Below are 18,061 nucleotides of genomic sequence, written 5' to 3' on the forward strand. Positions count from 1 at the left end.
GCCTCACCTCGCACCAGCCTTCGACAGGAACCCACTGTTCATGTTCTTCGAAAAGCACTCCGACCTGCTCGCCGCAGCCGTGGAGGCCAATCGGACCCGCACCGCGTGGACCGGCTTCGCACCGATCACCCCGCCCGAGGCGACCAGGGCCGTCGAACTCGTCGGCGCATACGACGGCCGCACGCTCGAGATGTCGACGCAGACCGCCTCGACCATCACCGCCGAGGAGATCTCCCCCTACACCGGCAAGGCGCTGAACGTCTCCTACAGCGCGCCCTCGCCGGAAGAAGCCCTGCACGCGGCAGCCGTGGCCGCGCCCGCCCTGCGCGCGGCCTCCGCCGAGCAGCGGGTGGGCGTGTGCCTGGAAGCGCTGTCGCGCATCCACGCGCGCGGCACGGAATTCGCCGCGGTCACCTCGCACACCACCGGGCAGAGCCTGGGCATGGCGTGCAGCGGCAGCGGCACCAACGCGCTGGATCGCGGGCTGGAAGGCGTCGCCATGGCGTGGGCCGCCCTCCGGCGGATTCCCGAATCCGTCACCTGGCAGGCGACGTTCGGCAAGACCGCGGTGACGCTGCGCAAGCGCTTCCGGCCCCGGCCGCTGGGCGCCGCGCTGGTCGTCGCGTGCGCGTCGTTCCCGGCGTGGAACGCTTACCCCGCCATCCTGGTCAACCTCGCCACCGGCAATCCGGTCCTGGTCAAACCTCATCCGTGTTCGGTCCTGGCCACCGCCCTGGCCGTGGGCGTGCTTCGCGACGTCCTGCGCGAGGCCGGCCTGCCCGCCGATGCCGTGCAATTGGTGGTCGACACCGTCGAGGAGCCGATCGCCGGGCGGCTCGCGACCGACCCGGCCATTCGCATCATCGATTTCACCGGCAGCCCGGCCTTCGGGAACTGGCTCGAACAGAACTGCCGCCACGCACTGGTCTTCACCGAGACCGCGGGCGTGAACACGGTCGTGCTCGATTCCGTCCACGACCTGCCCGCCACGGTTCGCACACTGGCAGGCGGTCTTTCGCTGTTCAGCGGCCAGATGTGCACCACGCCGCAGAACATCTACATCCCCGACGCGGGGGTGCGCACCGATACGGGCACAGTGCCGCGCGAGGAGGTCGTCGCGGCACTCCGCGACGCCCTGGACGAACTCGCCGCGGCGCCGCGCCGGGCCGCGGCCGTCTGTGGGGCGCTGCAGTCGGAGTCCACGCCGGCTTCGCTGCGCGTCCTCGCCGAGGAAGCCGAACGCGACGGCACCCTCGTCCGTCCGCCCACCGCCTACGAGCACCCGGACCACCCTGGCGCGCGGGTCACGACGCCGATGCTCATCCGCCTCGACCCCCGCCGAGGCGACACCTTGCCCGCGGGCGAGCAGTTCGGCCCGGTGGCCTTCCTCATCGACTGCGCCGACACCGCGGCCGCGGTCGCCCACGCCACCGACAGCGTGCGCGCCCACGGTGCGATCAGTTCCTACCTGTACTGCACCGATGACGACACCGTCGACGAGATCGCCGACGCCTACGCCGACGCGGGCGCCTCGCTGTCGGTCGACCTGGTCTCCTCCATGCCGATGCAGTACGCGGCCGCCTACAGCGATTACCACGTCACCGGCCTGAATCCGGCGGGCAACGCCACCCTCACCGACGAGTCGTTCGTGGCCGGACGCTTCCGGCTCGTGCAGGACCGCCGCCAGGTGGCGGACCGAGAACACAGCCAGGTGGCGGACCGAGAACACAGCCAGGTGGCGGACCGAGAACACAGCCAGGTGGCGAGCCGATGACACAGTTCGAACCCGGCGTCTTCGTCTACGACGCGATCCGCACCCCGAAGGCCCGCGTCCGCCGCGACGGCGGAACCTTCGCCGAGGTACCCGCCTACGAACTGCTGGCGCAGGTGCTGCGCGAGCTGACCCGGCGCGGCGTCCCGGCCGATCGCATCGACGACGTGGTGATCGGCACCAGCACCGCGTTCGGTGATCAAGGCGGCAATGTCGCCCGCGCGGCCCTGCTGTGGGCGGGCTGGCCCGACGAGACCGCCGCGGGCGTGGTGTCGCGGCTGTGCTGTTCGGGACTGGACGCCATCGAGACCGGCGCCGCGAAGATCGCCGCGCGCAGTGCGGATCTGGCGGTCGTGGGCGGCGTCGAATCCATGTCCCGGGTACCGATGATGTCCGACGACCCCGCTTTCGTCACCAGCGCCGCACTCGGCGACCGGACCGGATACGTCACCATCGGCGTCTCGGCCGACCTCACCGCGATGCGGTACGGATTCAGCAGGGAAGACCTCGACGCGAGCGCGGTCGTCTCGCACCGCCGTGCCGCGGCCGCGGCTGCCTCGGACTCGGACTCGATCGTGCCCGTACACGGCCCCGACGGGACCCTGCTGAGCGCCGACGAAGGCCCCCGACCCGACACCACGCTCGAGGGCCTGGCCGGCTTGCGGCCGCTCTTCGGCGCGGACCCGTCGTGGGAGCGCGTCGAACAGCGACTGCCCGGCGTCACCCGTCCCGCCACCGGCCTGCACACCGCGGCCACGGCGCCCCAGCCCGCCGACGCCGCAGCCGCGGCGGTGCTCGGCAAGCGCTCCGCCGCAGCGCTTTTCGATCGTCCACCGCTTGCGGAGATCGTCGGCGTCGCGCACGCTGCGGTCCGCTCCCCGCTGCTGACCGCGCCGGTCGTCGCGGCGAGAAAGGCCCTCGACAGCGCGGGCATCTCGCCCGGCCGCCTCGACGTCGTCGAGGCGAACGAGTCCTTCGCCGCATCGACACTGGCGATGATCCGCGAGCTCGAGCTCGACCCGGCGAAGGTCAACCCCAACGGCGGGTCCATGGCCACCGGACACCCGCTCGGCGCGGCCGGCGGCGTGCTGCTCGTCGACGCGCTCGACCAGTTGCGCCGCATCGACGGCGAGCACGCCCTGATCACCATCCCCGCCGCACTCGGCCTCGGCGCCGCACTCGTCGTCCGACGCCTGCGCTGACCCCTCCCCACCCATCGAAGGAGATGGACGCCCATGACCTCCACGGCGGAACGCCCTCCCGCTCAGCACCTTCGCTCCTGCCACCCCGAATCCCGCGTGCGGGATTTCCTCGGTCGCGGCTGGTGGCGGCCCGAGACCGTGCTCCACCTGTTCGACGGTCACGTCGCCGCACGCGGCGACCACGCCGCGATCACCGACGCCCCCAATCTCACCGAGCTGTGCGGCCTCACGCCGCGATCGCTGACCTGGCGTGAACTCGACACCGAGATCGACGAACTCGCCGCCCGCCTGCACGCCGACGGCATCCGCGCGGGCGACGTGGTGGCGGTGTTGATGCCCAACTCCGTCGCGCTCACCGCCACCTACTTCGCGCTGTGGCGGCTCGGCGCGATCGCCGCGCCCATGCCCGCCTCCTACCGCCGCCACGAGCTGAGCCGGATCGTCGCCTCCTGCGAGGCGGTCGCGGTCGTCACTGTCACCGCTCTCGGCGATCGGACCCCGCACGAGGAGGCGCTGTCGCTGATCGGCGAAACCTCATCCCTTCGTACTGTTTTCACTTTCGGCGCGGCGAGCGGCGCACAGTCCGTGGCGCTCGACGACGCATCACCGTCCGAGGAGACGATCCGCGACGTCCGGCACTACATCGCCCAGCTCCCCCGCACCGTCAACGACTGCCTCACCATCTGCTGGACCAGCGGCACCGAAGCCGCCCCCAAGGGCATCCCCCGCTGCCACGCCGACTGGCTCGCCATCGGGCAGGCGGCCCAGGACGGCTTGCTGGCGGCGGCGGATTCGGTGATCGTGGGCCCCTTCCCGATGGTCAACATGGCCGGCTTCGCGACGTCGCTACTGCCCTGGCTCTTCGGCGGCAGCCATCTGGTGCAGCACCATCCCCTCGATCTCGGCGTCTACCTGTCCCAGATCCAGACCCATCGCGCCACCCACACCAGCATGCCGCCCGCCATCCTGGCCCTGTTGTTGCAGAACGCCGCCCTGCGCGCGCAGTTCGATCTGTCCTCGCTGCGCAAGGTCGGCTCCGGCGGCGCCCCGCTGCCGCCCAGCGTGGTACGCGACTGGCAGGTCGACCTCGGCATCGACGTGCTCAACTTCTTCGGCTCCAACGAGGGCATCTGCCTGCTCGGCGTGCCCGCCGACACCCCTGACCCGATGATGCGCGCCGAATACCTGCCGAACTACAGCTCCCCGGCGAAGAAATGGTCGACGTCGGTGGCCGAACGCACCTCGGTGCGGCTGGTCGACCTCGACGGCGAAACGGAGATCACCACGCCCGGCGGACGCGGGGAACTGCGGTTGAAGGGCCCCACCGTCTTCGCCGGATACCTGCCCGGCACCGCCGAGAGCAGCCCGTTCGACGACGAGGGCTACCTGCGCACCGGCGACGTCTTCGAATTGTGCGGCGAGCACGGCGAATACCTGAAGTTCGTCGACCGCAGCAAGGAGATCATCATTCGCGGCGGGATGAACATTGCGCCCGCCGAGATCGAGGGTCTGCTCATCGCCCATCCCGCGGTCGCCGATGTCGCCGTCGTCGGCTACCCGGACGCGGTGCTCGGCGAGAAGTGTTGCGCTGTAGTCGTTCCCGCGCCGGGTCAGGAACTTGCTCTCGACACCCTGGTGTCCTTCCTGCGCGAGAAGGACGTCGCCTCGTTCAAACTTCCCGAGAAACTGCTGACCGTCGAGACTCTGCCGCGCAACCCCATCGGCAAACTCCAGCGCCGTGAACTGCGCGGCCTGGTCACCGGGGACGAGCACCCGTGAGCGGCGAGCCGCTGCCACGCCCGACGCCGAAAGGCTCCGGCCCGGCACTGGCCGAGGCATTGACCGGAATGCTCTGCGGCCGTCTCCCCGGCAACCTCGGCATCCGGGTCGTGTCCGCCTCGCCCGACCGGGTCGTCGGCGAATTCACCGTCCACGAAGGCCTGCTCGCGCCCAACGGCTATCTGCACGCCGCGTCGGTCGTCGCGCTGGCCGACACCATGTGCGGCATCGGCACCCGGCTGTCCATCCCCGACGACGCGGCCTTCACCACGGTCGAACTGAAAACCAACTATCTCGGCACCGCCCGCTCGGGCGTCGTCACCGCCACCGCGATCGCCGCCCATACCGGCAGACGCACCCAGGTCTGGGACGCCACCGTGCGTGACGGCGACGACCGGACGATCGCGCTGTTGCGCTGCACGCAACTGGTCTTCCAGCCGTAGCAGCCGCGGGCCGATTCCGCATCGAAAGGACCAGATCATGACCAGCTCGAACCTCGAGGCGAGCGTTCCCGTCGCCGTCGCCCGCACGGCCGACCCGAGCGTGCAGAACCCCTACCTGCTCGGTGTCTTCGCTCCCGTCCGCGAGGAGCTGACCCTCGACGACCTGCCGGTGATCGGCGAGATCCCCGCCGACCTCAACGGCGTCTACCTGCGCAACGGCCCGAACCGCCAGTTCGACGCGCCCGGCCGGTACCACATGTTCGACGGCGACGGCATGATCCATGCCGCGCATTTCGAGAACGGCAAGGTCAGGTACCGCAACCGGTACGTGCGCACCCGCGCCTTCGCCCAGGAGTCCGAGGCGGGCCGCGCGCTGTGGACCGGCCTCATGGAGAACCCGAAGGACAACCCCTGGGGCAACGGCCACGGCCTGGGCATCAAGGACGCCGCCAACACCGACGTCATCTACCACCGCGGCCAGGTACTGGCCACCTGGTACCTGTGCGGCACTCCGTACGGCATCGACCCGCTCTCACTGGAAACCATCGGCGCGCAAGACTTCCTGGGCACCTTCGCCGGCGACATGATGGCCCATCCCAAGGTCGACGAGGCCACCGGCGAACTGCTCTGGTTCGACTACGGCCCGGACATGGACTACCTGCGCTACGGCATCATCGGCGCCGACGGCACCCAGACCCATCTCGCCCACATCGATCTGCCCGGCCCGCGCCTGCCGCACGACATGGCGATCACCCCGAACTACTCGATCCTCATGGATCTCCCGCTGGTGCAGGACCACGAGGCGCGCAAGGCGGGCAAGTACCGCATCTACTACGACCGCGAACTCGTCTCCCGCTTCGCCGTCATCCCCCGCCACGGCGCGGGCGATCAGGTGCGCTGGTTCGAGGCGAAGCCCTGCTACATCTACCACGTCGTCAACTCCTGGGAAGAGGGCGACGAGATCGTCATGGACGTGTGCCGGGTGAAGAACCCCCAGCACCAGAGCACCTTCGACCACCCGCTGGCCAGCATGCTCGCCTACATGCGCCTGGACGCCCAGCTCTACCGCTATCGCTTCGACCTGCGCACCGGCGCCACCAGCGAACACGCCCTCGACGAGGCCAACATCGAATTCCCCAGCGTCGACTCGCGCATCATGGGCCGGCCGCACCGCTACTCCTACAACATGAGCCTCGCCCACGAGCCCACCCTGCTGTTCGACGGCCTGGTGCGGTTCGACTCCTCCACCGGCACGAAGGAGGAGCACAAGTTCGGTCCCGGCCGCTGGGGCTCGGAAGCCCCCTTTGCACCCCGCGACGGATCGACCGGCGAGACCGACGGCTACCTGGTCTGCTTCGTCAACGACGAGACCGAGGACCGAGGCGAGATCGACATCTTCGACGCCGCCGATGTCGCCGCCGGTCCGCTCGCGAGAGTGCTTCTGCCGCAACGTGTCCCTTCCGGTTTTCACGCCACGTGGGTGCGCGGGGATCAGCTCGCCCAGGGGGGCTGAGGCCACTGCCCGCTCGCTGCCCCGGCGCACCGCCGCGGGCAGCAGGCGGCACGCAGGCCCTTGATGACCACCCGACGTCGAGCGGCTCACCACACAATCGGAGATACTTCCTCCGCTTTGCTGTAGCGTCATTGTCATGGGCGTGTCGCGTCGGCACTTGTTGAGCTATGGCGCCGTCGGATCCGCACTGCTGCTGGTGGGGACATCGGCGGTGAGCAGCAGCCGATTCCGCGCGCCCCGATGGTCGGACGATCCGTTCACCCTCGGCGTCGCTTCGGGCGATCCCTCCCCGGACGGCTTCGTCCTCTGGACTCGCCTCGCGCCGGACGCGTTCGCCCCGGACGGTCACGGCGGGATGGGGCCGCGGCCGGTGACCGTGGAATACGAGGTCGCCGAGGACGAGGCGTTTACCGAGGTGGTGCGCCGCGGCGAGGCGGTGGCCACCAGGGAACTGGCCCACAGCGTGCATCCCGAGATCCACGGCCTCGCGCCGGACCGCTGGTATCACTACCGCTTCCGGGCCGGTTCGGCCGTGTCCCGGGTCGGACGCACCCGCACCGCACCGGCCCTGGACAGCCACCCCACGCGGCTGCGGTTCGCCTTCGCCTCGTGTCAGGCGTGGAACGACGGCTACTACACCGCCTACGACCACATCGCCGACGAGGATCTCGACCTGGTGGTCCACCTCGGCGACTACATCTACGAAGACGCGCTCACCGGGCATCGCACCGGCAGGGCGGTGGAGTCCCACCTGCGTTCCGAAGCACGGGATCTCGCGGGATACCGCCTGCGCCACGTGCTCTCGAAGGTCGAGCGGCCGTTGCAGCGCGCGCACTCCCACTTCCCGTGGCTGGTGACCATGGACGATCACGAGGTCGACGACAACTGGGCCGGGGAATCGTCGGGCCTCGACCTCGATATCGACAACATTCCTGCATTGTTCCGACGTCGCCGCGCCGCGGCCTATCACGCCATGTACGAGCACCAGCCGCTGCGACTCGCGCAGCTTCCGGCGGGGACGCGAACGCGCCTGCATCGCCGCTACCACTTCGGCGGACTCGCCGACATCACCATGCTCGACACCCGCCAGTACCGCACCCCGCCGGCCGTCCTCAACGGCGAGAAGACCACCGATCTCGCCGGACGTTCCGACAGTTCCGCCACGATTCTCGGCGGGCGGCAACGAGACTGGCTGGTCGACGGCTTCGCGCAGTCGAAAGCGCGCTGGCACATTCTCGGCAATCAGGTCGTGATGGGCCAGACCGACCACGATCCCGGACCGGACACCGAGGTCTCCACCGACGCCTGGGACGGCTACGTCGCCGACCGCGACGCCGTCCTGGCCGCCGCGGCCGATCGCGGGGTACGCAACCTCGTCGTCATCAGCGGCGACCGGCACGAGAACTACGCCGCGGACCTGCGTCACGACTACACCGACCCCGAATCCCCCGTCATCGGCAGCGAATTCACCGGTACCTCGGTGACCAGCGGCGGCGACGGCGTCGACATCTACGACCACGGCAGGCGCCTGCTGGCGGCCAATCCGGACCTGAAGTACTACAACGCCCAGCGCGGCTATGTCCGCGTGGAGGTCGATCGGCAGCTGTGGCGCAACGACTTCCGCGTGGTGCCCTATGTGCAGCGGCCGGGAGCGCCCGTCCGCACCGACGCCACCTACATCGTGCAGGACGGCGTGCCGGGCGTTCTCGAGGCATGGCAGCCCGGCCGTCCCACCGCGGCCGATCTCGAAGCCGCCCGGGAAGTCGACGGTCTCGCCCAGGCCGAGGACGGGGATCGCTGACCTCTCGGGACCGGCAGGATGTCGCTGTCGAGCCTCCCGCGACCGACGCACCGCCGATTACCGTCGCCCGCGCCGCGGTATCGGATAATCTCGACAGGGCGGCAAATTTCAGGCAATCACGCTGCGCGCTGCGCACACACTCCAGGAGGATGCGGTGGTCGGTGGTTCCGGATATCGACGGCTCAGATCGGCGGTGGCGCTGGCCGCGACCATGGCGTTCGCGGCGACGACGGTGGCATGCGGCTCGGATTCCGCCGAGCCGGAGCCGACCACCGACGCGGCGCGAGAGGCCACCGCCGTGAAGGCCTACACCTACACCTACCCGTTGGTCGCGGTGGAGGTGACGCGGCGGCAGTCGACGAATCTCCCCGCCGCGAACCCGGCGATCGGCGCGGCGCCGATGAATCAACTCGCGCCGCTGAACTTCCTGCCGAACTCCGACTTCACCGGGGTGGTGCGCCCCAATATCGACACGCTCTACGTCTCGATGTTCTTCGATGTGTCGGCGGAACCACTGGTGGTGAGCGTGCCCGATATGGGCGACCGCTATCACTTGTTCCCGCTGATGGACATGTGGACGAATGTCGATGCCTCACCCGGCACCCGCACGCTCGGCGACCGCCGCGGCTACGAGTTCGCCATCGTCGGCCCCGACTGGCAGGGCACGTTGCCCGAGGGCGTGATCGAGTACCGGCTGCCGACCGACGGCGGCTGGATGATCGGGCGCATCCAGGTGAACGGGCCCGAGGATGTGGCCAACGTCGTCGCCATCCAGAACCGGATGACCGCCAAGCCGCTCAGCGCCTACGGACAGCCCTACACCCCGCCGGAGAACACCGCGGTGAATCCCGACTGGCCGCGTGGTCAGGAGGTCGCTCGGTACATTCGCGATCTGACGCCGCAGCAGTACTGGGATCTGTACTACTCGAGCCTGTCGCACGATCAGACTCGGTCCGAGGACGAGGCACTGCTCGACGAACTCGCCGCGATCGGCTGGTCACCGGACCGCCCACTCGACCTCGCCGCCTTGCCCGAAGAAGAGCGTGCCCGCTGGGAGCAGGCCTGGCCGACGGCGCTGTCGCAGATCGAGGTCGACCTGGGCGAGAAGCCGGTGAACGGCTGGCAGACCGCGCGCGGCAGTATCGGCGACTACGGCGACGACTACGCGGCACGCGCCGTCGTCGCCTACGCCGGCCTCGGCGCCAACCTGCCCGAGGACGCCGTCTACCCGGCCGGCCGCATCGACGACAAGGACGCGCAACTGCAGTCCGACAGCGCCTACGTCCTGCGCTTCCCCGCCGGCCAAGCGCCGCCGGTCCAGGCGTTCTGGTCGCTGACGATGTACGACGAGCGCGGGTTCCTCGTCGCCAACCCGATCAACCGTTACGCGCTGCGCGGGGAGACGCTCACCCAGAACCCGGACGGTTCGATCGAGATCTACATCCAGCGCGAGAGCCCCGGGGCGGAACGGGAGGCCAACTGGCTGCCCACCCCGGCCTCGGGCCCGTTCAACCTGCTGCTGCGCGCGTACTGGCCGGACGACGCCGTCATCGACGGCGGCTGGAACCCGCCCGCGGTCACCCGGGCGGACTGAGCCCTACTTCAGCAGCGCGAGACTGTTGCGGGTGTATTCGGCACGTCTGCGGGCGCTGGTGAGGAACGAGGGCGGCGCGAGATAGGTGAGATCCCGCGCCAGGGAGCCCTCCACCCGCCTCTTGCCGAGTTGCTCGCGCGCTCGATCGGTAGTGCCGCACACGGCGATGGCGTCGAGCATCTCGTCGGAGACGGCGGCGGCCAGTCCCTCGATGTCCCCCTGCGCGAACGCTGTACGCACGCGCGCGACCTCGTCGGTCCAGCCGTGGTACTCGACGAAGGGATCGTAGGTTTTGACGGTCAGATAGAAGCCCACCATCCGCCGCGCGTCCCGGACGGCCCGCTCGGGGTCCCGGTCGTCGACGGAGGTGATGAGCCAGCCGTGCTCGAGCCAGCCGTCCGGCACGTCCCCCGCGGCGGGCCGGACGACATCGTGCCACCAGCGGGCGGTGAACAGTCCGTGCCCGATCACTCCGTCGGCATGGGCGGCCGCGGCCGCCACCATCCGTTTGTTGAAACCCGCGAACAGCACCGGTACGTCGAGCCTGCCCAGTACCGGCGCCTGCACCTTGGCGTCGACGCGATAGAACGGGCCCTCGTAGCGGACCCGCTCGCCGTTCTCGGCGTGCAGCCAGGCGCGCACCGCGCCGGCCAGATCGCTCATCCGCGCCACCGGCTTGTCCGCCTCGACGCCGAACCAGTGGCGATTGATGGAGTAAGCGCCCGATCCGAGCCCGAGGAACAGCCGGCCCGGAGCCTTGTTGTGCAGGGTCCTGATCGCCGAGGCGTGCGCGTAGGGCGTACGGGCGAAAGCGTAGGCGATGGAGGTGCCGACCCGGGCCGATGCGGTGGTGTCGACCATCTCGGCGAGCACTTCGTAGGCGTCGTTGTCCACGAAGTCCCCGGTGCAGAAGGCGGTGACGCCCTCGGCCTCGGCCGCACGCGCGACCTCGGCGCCCGGCCACGGCAGCCCGAACTCCATATGCACTCCTTTAAGGCTTATCAGTTAGCTATTTGTACTATATTGTCCAGGAACCCCGCAGCGAGTCGGGGCGACTGCTCGCCGACCGAGCCCCGTGACAAGGAGGCCCCCGTGACCGAGGCAGCGACGTTCGGCGTGTTGAACGACGAGGCTTTCGAGCGCTCCCGCAGGCGCATCGGAATCCCCGACCGCCCCCTCACGCCGCACAACCTCGAGGTGACAGCGGACGGCACCCGGCATTTCGCGTTCGGCTACGGCGACGACAACCCGCTGTACTGCGAGCCCGACTACGGCAAGAACACCCGCTGGGGAACCCTGATCGCACCGCCGAACTTCATCTACACCATGGGTGAGAATGCCGCGGCTCCCCTCACTCCGGAGCAGAAAGCGCTGATGAAGGGCGATCCGTTCGCCGGACTCGGCTCCTATCAGGCGGTCATGGAGTTCGAGTGGTTCCGGCCGCTGCGGCTGGGTGACCGCTGCCGGGTGCTGCGCTCGCAGGTCGGCGTGCGGGACAAGCCCTCCGCGTTCGGCGGGCGCACCGCGCACGTCACCAACGACTTCCTCTTCGCCACCGCGGACGGCGACATGGTGGCCGTCCAGCGCGGCACCTGGATCAATGCCGAGCGCCACACCAGCAAGAAGCGCGCCGGGGAGAAGGCGCCCGTCGACGTGACCACCCCTTACACCGAGGAGATGCTCGCCGAGATCGACGCCGCCTACGACGCCGAGACCCGACGCGGCGCGGAGCCGCGCTACTGGGAGGACGTACAGATCGGCGACGAGCTCCAGCAACGGGTCAAGGGACCGCTCACGGTCACCGACATCGTTGTGTGGCACGTGGGTTGGGGCATGCAGCTGACCCCGCCCGGCAGCTTCGGGATCAGCCGGGGCGTCCGCAGGAAGGTCCCCGGCCTCTACCCGCCCAACAACCGCAATATCCCCGACACCGTGCAGCGCCTGCATTGGGAGCCCGAGCGGGCGCGCGAACTCGGCATCCCCATGAGCTACGACTACGGTGCGATGCGCGAGGCCTGGCTGACCCACCTCGTCACCGACTGGATGGGCGACGACGCCTGGCTGTGGAAATTGTCCTGCCAGCACCGCAAATTCAACTACATCGGCGACACCTCGTGGGTCCGTGGCCGCGTGACCGGCACATCGGAGTCGGCGAACGGTCACGCAGCCGAGCTCGAGGTGTGGGTGGAGAACCAACGCGGCGAGACCACCACCCCGGGCACCGCCGTCGTCCTGCTGCCCACCCGCGATTCGGCGGTCACGCTGCCCGCCCCGCCCGCCGAGGGACTCCAGGGCATGCTCGAGTACGAGATCGCCCGCTTCGCGGAATGAGGACAGGGGGTGCGGCGACCTTCCAGGTCACCGCACCCGACAGTCTCTCGGCTCTCGAGGGTCACTCAGCGCGAGGTCCATTTCGGCTTGGCGAAGCCCGCGCGCGCGACCTCCGCCGTGCCGATCGGGTTGCCGCGCATCGGGTAGTTCCACGCCACCGCCTGCGCCGCGGCCCGGTCCATCCCGAGGGTCTCCCATACCGCCTTCACCGTCCCCTGAACGGCGGCGGCCGGCTTGGCGGCGATCTTGCGCGCGAGTTGGTCGACGTGGGCGTGCAGTTGCTCGACAGGCACCACTTCGGAAACGAGGCCGATCTGGTAGGCGCGCTGGGCCGACATCCGTTCGTCGAGTCCGAGCAGCGCCCACCGCATCACCTCGCCCAGCGGCACCCGCCTGGCCAGACCGATCGGCTCCAGAGCCGAGGTCAGACCGTAGGACACGTGCGGATCGAAGAAGGTGGCGTCGTCGGCGGACACGATGAAATCCACGTCGTTGAGCCAATAGAACGCACCGCCGGCCACCATCCCGTGCACCGCGGCGATCACCGGCTTCCACACCCGATTCGTCCGCGGCGACAAGGCCAGGCCGGGGTCCTCCTCGTTCCAGATGTTCTCCGGCAGGTCCAGGCCCTCGGCGACGTCGATCCCGGTGCAGAACGCCTTGTCCCCCGCGGCGCGCAGGACCACCACGTGGATATCGTCGTCGCGGCGCACCCGCGCCCAGATCTCGACGAACTCCGCGAGCATCTGCCGGTCGAAGGAGTTGAGCATCTCGGGGCGGTTGAGCGTGATGGTCGCGACGTGGTCGGCGACGTCGAACAGCACTGTCTTGTAAGCCATTGCGCCTACCCTTTCCGGCGTGGTTCGCGCGGCATGCCCAGCGCACGCTCGGCGATGACGTTCTTCAGTACTTCGGTGGCGCCACCGGCGATGGTGTAGGCACGCGCGTAGAGGAACGCGTCCTGCCACCAGCCGTCCGCCGTCGCTTGCGCATCCCCCTCGGCGACAATCGAGTTCGCCCCTTGCAGCCGCAGCCCGGCCTCGGCCAGCGCCAGATTGGTCTCGCTGAAGAAGATCTTGACCGCCGCGGCGTCCGCCGCGCCTTCGGTGCCCGCGAGCACATGCGATTGCACGGCCTTGCTCATCGCGTCGCTGACCAGCACCTTGGTGGCGATGCTGCCGATCTCCTCCGGGCTCCCGCCGCCGAGCGCCAGCAGGTCGTGCAGTTGCTGGATCAGCTCCACCGAACTCGCGGCGACACCGCTGCGTTCGTGGGCGAGACTGGAATTGGCGACCCGCCAGCCGTCGTCGACCGCACCGAGCACCCGATCCTCCGGGATTCGGGCACCGTCGAGGAAGACCTCGTTGAAATCGCTGGTACCGGTGATCTCGCGCAGCGGCCTGACGTCGATGCCCGGGGTGGTCATATCCAGGATGAACGCCGTGATTCCCCCGTGCTTGGGCGCGTCGGGATTCGTGCGGGCGAGCAGATAGCCGATATCGGCGTGATGACCGTTGGTCGTCCAGACCTTCTGCCCGTCGACGACCCAGTCGCCGTCGTCGAACACCGCGCGCGTGCTCAGGCCCGCCAGGTCACTACCCGCGCCGGGCTCGCTGAACAACTGGCACCAGAGGTGTTCGGCCGTGCGGATCTTCGGCAGGAACTCCGCCCGCTGGGCGGGGGTGCCGAACTCGATGAGCGCGGGCGCGGCCAGGTTCGTAGCCGCGCCGATGGGCCCCCAGGTGCCCGCCCTGGCGATCTCCTCGGCCACGATGAACGCCTCCGACGGATCGTAATCGACGCGGCCGCCGTACTCGGCGGGCCAGTCCGCGCCCAGAAATCCCGCGTCGAACAACGCGGCGGTGAACGCGCGGATCGCCGGGACCAGTTCCGCATCCGGCGCGCGCACCCCACTGTGCTGCTTCGGGCCGGGATGGCGTTCGGCCACGAAAGCCCGCACGCGCGCGCGGAAATCCGCGAGCCGCTCGGAGGTATCGATCCGCATCGTCGTGGCTCCCTCGCCTGCCGCTGGATGCGGCCCCGCACCCTTAATTAGTTAGATGATTTGCCTACTTGATTGATACCATACCGGGCGACGGGCGTCACGCCGACTGCGCCGAATCGCCCCGACAGTCTCGCCACCGACAGAGAGGCCGACGCGTGGACTTCGAACTCACCGAAGAGCAGGGGCTGCTGCGCGAATTCTCCCGCAGCATGCTCACCGCGACCTGCCCGCCCGCTCTCGTGCGCGCCGTGGCGGACGCCGAGGCCGACGGCGACGACGCGCTGTGGCAGAAGGCGATCGAGCTCGGCTGGCCGTCGCTGGCGGTCGCGGAGGAGGCGGGCGGCGCCGGACAGGGCCTCGTCGAGCTCTGCCTGCTCGCGGAGGAGGTCGGCCGGGCCGCCGCGCCCGGACCGTTCGCCGAGAGTGCCCTGGTCGCCGCCGCCGCGGCCGCTGGCGGCGCGCCCGACGACGTGGTCACCGGGCTACTCGCCGGTGACCACAAAGGCACCGTGGTCGACGCCGGGGCTCCCGACTTCATCCAGGCAGCCGGATCGGCCGACTGGCTGCTCGTCCTCGGCGACGACGTGCGCCTCGCGCCCGCGCCGGCGACCAGACGCCGCACCACGATCGACCTGTCCCGTGGCTGGTATGCCGCGACCGGCCCGCTCGACGGCCGTGTCCTCGACCTCGATCCGCGGTGGTGGCGTGCCGCGATGACCGTGCTGACCGCGGCCGACGCACTCGGGGTCGGCACGCGCCTGCTGGAGATGACGGTGTCCTACACCGCCGTCCGCGAGCAGTTCGATCGGCCGATCGGCTCGTTCCAGGCAGTGAAGCACAAGGCCGCCGAAATGCTGATCACGCTGCAGGGTGTGCGCGCGGCCACCTACCGCGCGGCGATGGCGCTGGACGCGGGCGCCGACGATGCCGCCCTGTGGGCGAGCGTGGCGAAAGCGTATGCGTCCGAAGGCGTCAGCGAGGTGGCGGGCACGGCCCTGCAGTTGCACGGCGGTATCGGCTTCACCTGGGAACACGACCTGCATCTGTTCCTGCGCCGCGCGAAGGTCGACGAAGCGGTATGGGGGAACGCGACCTTCCATCATCAGCGCGTCGCGCAGCTGCTCCGCCGAGCGGGGTAGGCGAGTATTTCGGCGGCGCGGGCCGATTGCGCGGCGGCGCGGGGTCGGAAACACAGAACGAGTGGCCGCGCCACCGGGCACGCCACTCGTTCTCGCTACGCACTGCCTCAACGCGGCGGCATCGCCGGATCGTAGGGCAATCGCAGGACCTGTTCGGCCACGGTATTGCGCTGGATCTCGGCGGTGCCCGCGCCGATGGTCGAGGCCCGCGTCATGAGGAACCCCGTCAACCACCGACCCCGCTGGACCGCTTGTCCGGAGGGAGCCGTCACGATCCCGTCCGGGCCGAGCATGTCCACGGCGAACTCGTGCAGATCCTGCTCGAACGCGGCGATCATCAGCCGCGACACCGACGACCCCGCCCCCGGCTCGCCCTTGGTGAGGATGTCGGAGACGGTGCGCTCGGCGTTGTAGCGGATCAGCCGCACCCGCATCTCGAACTCGACGAGCCGGTCGCACACCAGCGGATCGCCGGTCAGCCCCCGCTCGTGCGCGAGGTCGATCAGTTCGCCGAGGACGCGGCGGTAGGACGCGGCCTGGTTCATGGCGCCCGCGGAACGCTCGTGCCCCAGCGAGGTGCGCACCAGCGGCCAGCCCTCGTTCTCCTCCCCTATGCGGTTGGCGACCGGCACGCGAACCTCGTCGAAGAACACCTCGGCGAAGATCGCGGCGCCGGTCAGATCGCGCAGCGGGCGAATCGTCACCCCCGGCGACCCGGCATCGATGTTCAGATAGGTGATGCCCTTCTGCCGCGATCCGGGCGAGCCGGTGCGAACCAGGCAGAACAGCATGTCGGCGAGGGTGCCGCTACTGGTCCAGACCTTCTGCCCGTTCACCACGTACTCCTCGCCGTCGCGTCGGGCGGTCGTGCGCAGCGACGGCAGGTCCGACCCCGCGCCGGGCTCGGAATAGCCCTGGCACCAGACGACATCGCCGCGCAGCATCGGTCGCAGCCACCGCCGCTTCTGCTCCTCGGTGCCGTACTCGATAATCGTGGGCGCGACGATGCCGAGCCCGGTGCCGAGCGGACCGGGGACTCTGGCCCTGGCGATCTCCTCCTGGTAGATGATCTGCCTGGCGAACGGCAGCTCCATGCCGCCGTACTCGCGCGGCCAGGACGGGCCCGCGTATCCGTGGTCGACCAGGGTCGCGTGCCAGGCTTTGGTCCATTCGACCCTGACCGCGGGATCACGCGGCCGCGGCCCGGGCGCGTGCGTGCTCAGGAACTTGCGCAGGCGGGCCCGGAACTGTGCGTCGGTCTCACGGTCGGCCCCGGTCATTCCGCTCCTCGGATTCCTGCCAGCGCGCCCACCCGGGCACGGTGGCGCGCCGTGGTGCCCAGCAACATCTCGCCGGCCTTGGCGCGTTTCAGGAACAAGTGCGCATCGTGTTCCCAGGTGAACCCGATACCGCCGAGGATCTGGATGTTCTCCTTGGCGACATGGGTGAAGGTCCGCCTCGCCCAGGCGGCGGCCAGCGACGCGGCCAGCGGGCCCTCGGGATCGCCCGTGGCCAGCAGCGAGGTCGCCGCGAACGCGGCATTGCGCGCGGATTCCACCTCCAGCAGCAGGTCGGCGCACCGGTGCTTGATCGCCTGGAACGAGCCGATCGGACGGTCGAACTGCACGCGCACACGCGCGTATTCGACGGCCGTGTCCAGCGCCGCGGCCGCACCACCCGCCTGCTCGGCGGCGAGCGCTGCGGCCGCCAGGTCCGCGACCCTGGGCAGCAGCGTGGTGGCGTCGTCGGCTATCCGGACCGCGGGGGCGCCGGAGAATTCGACGGTGGCCAGAGGCCGCGTCGGATCGAGATTCGGCAGCGGCTCGCGCCGCACACCGGTGGCGCCTCCGGCGACGGTGAACAACGTGACGACCCCGTCGGTCAGGGCCGCGACGATCAGCAGATCGGCCGTGGTTCCGTCGATCACGAAGCGTTTCGTGCCGGTCAGCCGCCAGCCGTCCCCCTCCCGCTCGGCCACCGTCGTCACCGCGTCGGCCGCGATCTCACCGGTGTCGTCGCCGATCGCGACGGTCGCGGTCATCGATCCCGACGCGATGCCGGGCAGCCAGGTCTCGCGCGCCGCGGCATCGGAGCAACTGGTCAGCAGCTGCCCGGCCAGCGCCACGGTCGCGAAATACGGTGCGACAGACAGGAACCTGCCCATCTCCTCGAGCACGATGCCCAATTCCACCGGACCGTAACCCGCGCCGCCGTAGCGCTCCGGCACGGCGATGCCCTGGACCATGAGCTGCCCGGCGAGTTGCGTCCACACGGCCTCGTCGCGGTATTCACCTGCCTCGACCAGCGCACGCGCACGGGTCAGGTCCGACTTCTCGCTCAGGAAGCGGCGCACCACTCCGCGCAGTTCCTCGTGTTCCTCGGTCGGCCCACCGCTCACGGCCTGCCCCCTCTCCTGCGCGGACGCATCATGTCGCCGTCGTCTCCCGCCACCGCTTCGCCGGTCGAGAGCATGCCTGCACATC

At 69.8% G+C, this 18,061-nt stretch carries 14 protein-coding genes; 9 read left to right on the forward strand and 5 right to left on the reverse strand.

Annotated elements, in window-relative coordinates:
- The first annotated feature begins 40 nt into the window (after window positions 1-40).
- The 7 genes from NS3_RS07655 (at window position 41) to NS3_RS07685 (ending at window position 10,103) form a co-directional block, all read left to right on the forward strand.
- A complete protein-coding gene (locus NS3_RS07655) occupies window positions 41-1,774 on the forward strand; it encodes an aldehyde dehydrogenase family protein (RefSeq protein ID WP_067855858.1) in 1,734 nt (577 codons plus the stop codon).
- The gene (locus tag NS3_RS07660; protein WP_067855861.1) at window positions 1,771-2,973 is read left to right on the forward strand and encodes a thiolase family protein; all 1,203 of its coding nucleotides are present in this window, start codon (window positions 1,771-1,773) and stop codon (window positions 2,971-2,973) included. Before NS3_RS07655 ends, NS3_RS07660 begins: the two co-directional genes overlap by 4 nt.
- 33 nt (window positions 2,974-3,006) lie before the next feature.
- On the forward strand, window positions 3,007-4,752 hold the full coding sequence (locus NS3_RS07665; protein WP_067855864.1) for a class I adenylate-forming enzyme family protein: 1,746 nt from the start codon (window positions 3,007-3,009) through the stop codon (window positions 4,750-4,752).
- On the forward strand, window positions 4,749-5,195 hold the full coding sequence (locus tag NS3_RS07670; protein WP_245649505.1) for a PaaI family thioesterase: 447 nt from the start codon (window positions 4,749-4,751) through the stop codon (window positions 5,193-5,195). Before NS3_RS07665 ends, NS3_RS07670 begins: the two co-directional genes overlap by 4 nt.
- A gap of 37 nt (window positions 5,196-5,232) precedes the next feature.
- Window positions 5,233-6,708, forward strand: a complete 1,476-nt coding sequence (locus tag NS3_RS07675) for a carotenoid oxygenase family protein (RefSeq protein WP_067855867.1) — start codon at window positions 5,233-5,235, stop codon at window positions 6,706-6,708.
- A 136-nt stretch (window positions 6,709-6,844) separates the two neighbouring features.
- On the forward strand, window positions 6,845-8,509 hold the full coding sequence (locus tag NS3_RS07680; protein ID WP_067855871.1) for an alkaline phosphatase D family protein: 1,665 nt from the start codon (window positions 6,845-6,847) through the stop codon (window positions 8,507-8,509).
- Window positions 8,510-8,663: 154 nt separating this feature from the next.
- Window positions 8,664-10,103, forward strand: a complete 1,440-nt coding sequence (locus NS3_RS07685; RefSeq protein WP_157101230.1) for a DUF1254 domain-containing protein — start codon at window positions 8,664-8,666, stop codon at window positions 10,101-10,103.
- A 3-nt stretch (window positions 10,104-10,106) separates the two neighbouring features.
- Here NS3_RS07685 and NS3_RS07690 read toward each other — a convergent pair whose 3' ends face one another.
- The gene (locus NS3_RS07690; protein WP_067855877.1) at window positions 10,107-11,084 is read right to left on the reverse strand and encodes an LLM class flavin-dependent oxidoreductase; all 978 of its coding nucleotides are present in this window, start codon (window positions 11,082-11,084) and stop codon (window positions 10,107-10,109) included.
- A gap of 111 nt (window positions 11,085-11,195) precedes the next feature.
- Here NS3_RS07690 and NS3_RS07695 point away from each other — a divergent pair, with 111 nt between their 5' ends.
- Entirely contained in the window at window positions 11,196-12,434 is a 1,239-nt protein-coding gene (locus tag NS3_RS07695) for an FAS1-like dehydratase domain-containing protein (protein ID WP_067855880.1), read from the forward strand.
- A 65-nt stretch (window positions 12,435-12,499) separates the two neighbouring features.
- Here NS3_RS07695 and NS3_RS07700 read toward each other — a convergent pair whose 3' ends face one another.
- Window positions 12,500-13,273 (reverse strand): enoyl-CoA hydratase/isomerase family protein, encoded by a 774-nt coding sequence (locus NS3_RS07700; RefSeq protein WP_067855883.1) that lies wholly within the window; start codon window positions 13,271-13,273, stop codon window positions 12,500-12,502.
- Window positions 13,274-13,278: 5 nt separating this feature from the next.
- Window positions 13,279-14,439 (reverse strand): acyl-CoA dehydrogenase family protein, encoded by a 1,161-nt coding sequence (locus NS3_RS07705; protein WP_067855886.1) that lies wholly within the window; start codon window positions 14,437-14,439, stop codon window positions 13,279-13,281.
- Window positions 14,440-14,594: 155 nt separating this feature from the next.
- Between NS3_RS07705 and NS3_RS07710 the strand changes: the two genes are divergently transcribed.
- Window positions 14,595-15,578 (forward strand): acyl-CoA dehydrogenase family protein, encoded by a 984-nt coding sequence (locus NS3_RS07710; protein WP_067855889.1) that lies wholly within the window; start codon window positions 14,595-14,597, stop codon window positions 15,576-15,578.
- Between the two features lie 107 nt (window positions 15,579-15,685).
- Here NS3_RS07710 and NS3_RS07715 read toward each other — a convergent pair whose 3' ends face one another.
- The gene (locus NS3_RS07715; RefSeq protein WP_067855892.1) at window positions 15,686-16,858 is read right to left on the reverse strand and encodes an acyl-CoA dehydrogenase family protein; all 1,173 of its coding nucleotides are present in this window, start codon (window positions 16,856-16,858) and stop codon (window positions 15,686-15,688) included.
- Window positions 16,855-17,976, reverse strand: coding sequence for an acyl-CoA dehydrogenase family protein (locus NS3_RS07720; protein WP_067855895.1), 1,122 nt, complete (start codon window positions 17,974-17,976; stop codon window positions 16,855-16,857). Before NS3_RS07720 ends, NS3_RS07715 begins: the two co-directional genes overlap by 4 nt.
- Window positions 17,977-18,061 lie beyond the last annotated feature (85 nt).

Source organism: Nocardia shimofusensis NBRC 100134, assembly GCF_001613125.1.
GTDB lineage: Bacteria > Actinomycetota > Actinomycetes > Mycobacteriales > Mycobacteriaceae > Nocardia > Nocardia shimofusensis.